The following is a 1,090-nucleotide window of genomic DNA, read 5'->3' as shown; positions in this document are numbered from 1 at the left end:
GTAATATTGTTGTTATGGCAAATAGAGAAGGGGAAGAGGTTCGTATGCTTTTGCCTGCGGTGCAAAAAATGCGAGACCGAGAGGAAGAGGTTATATCAGATAAAGAATCGCCAAAAATGCCGACTTCTTTAAGTGCATTAACTAAGCGAAATAAAAAGACCAAAGACGTTAACAGCCTTCTTAAAAAGATGCTTACTGATTACGGTAAATAACTCTCGCCCAATATTGAACCTCTATCATATACCCAGATCACACTTTATATCCCAGTCCAGTTCATCACTCAAACTTATATAATTTATTCGCCTCACACTTAAGTAGTATCGACACTAGTATCGACGATAAAATCGTCTTTTTCTTTCTTTTTACGAGATCTGCGTCACAAGGTCATTTTGGTTTTGTGATAGTGATCTATTCTGTTTTTGGGGCTTTTAGATACTATTCTTATCAACAAATAAACGGAGACAATATAGTTTCCTGATTAAAACCCTACAGAGATTTATATTATGAAAAAGATTATGGTTGTGTGCGGAAATGGTCTTGGTACTTCTTTAATGATGGAAATGGCAGTTAAAGAAGTTGCGGGTAAAATTGGTCTAGAAGCGGAAGTTGACCACGAAGATTTATCTTCAGCAGCATCAAGCACAGCGGATATTTGGGTCGCAGCGACCGACGTTGCAAATCAATTATCAGAAGCGGGTAAAACAAACATTGTAAGCCTAGCAAATATCTTTGATAAGGCGTCAATTGAAGAGCAACTAAAAGCTTTCATGTAAGGAAGTAAATAATGGCTAATTTCTTTGAGTTCATGCTTGGCTTATTAAAAGAGCCAGCAATCATGGTCGGATTAATTGCTTTTATTGGCTTAGTTGCACAAAAGGCAGATGTATCAACCGTATTAAAAGGCACCATTAAAACCGTTATGGGTTTCCTAATTTTAGGTTTTGGTGCTGGCGCTCTTGTTGGCGCACTAAATAACTTTTCAGTGGTATTTACTGAAGCTTTCGGCGTAAGTGGTGTTATTCCAAATAACGAAGCAATTGTTGCATTAGCGCAAGAAGCCTTCGGTTATGAAATGGCACTGATTATGTTC

The 1,090-nt window shown here is 37.7% G+C and carries 2 protein-coding genes and 1 pseudogene; all 3 read left to right on the top strand.

The window, feature by feature from the left end; genetic code table 11:
* Positions 1 to 212 (top strand): annotated as a pseudogene (locus KIV40_RS32810) (hypothetical protein); the annotation flags it as partial.
* A gap of 291 nt (positions 213 to 503) precedes the next feature.
* A complete protein-coding gene (locus KIV40_RS32805; RefSeq protein ID WP_285353553.1) occupies positions 504 to 773 on the top strand; it encodes a PTS sugar transporter subunit IIB in 270 nt (89 codons plus the stop codon).
* 11 nt (positions 774 to 784) lie between these two features.
* Positions 785 to 1,090: PTS transporter subunit IIC (locus KIV40_RS32800; protein WP_285353552.1), on the top strand; the 306-nt coding region annotated here is incomplete at its 3' end.

Source organism: Vibrio sp. D173a (assembly GCF_030248475.1).
The sequence above is the reverse complement of the archived record's forward strand: the minus strand, read 5'-3'. Positions and strand labels throughout refer to the sequence as shown.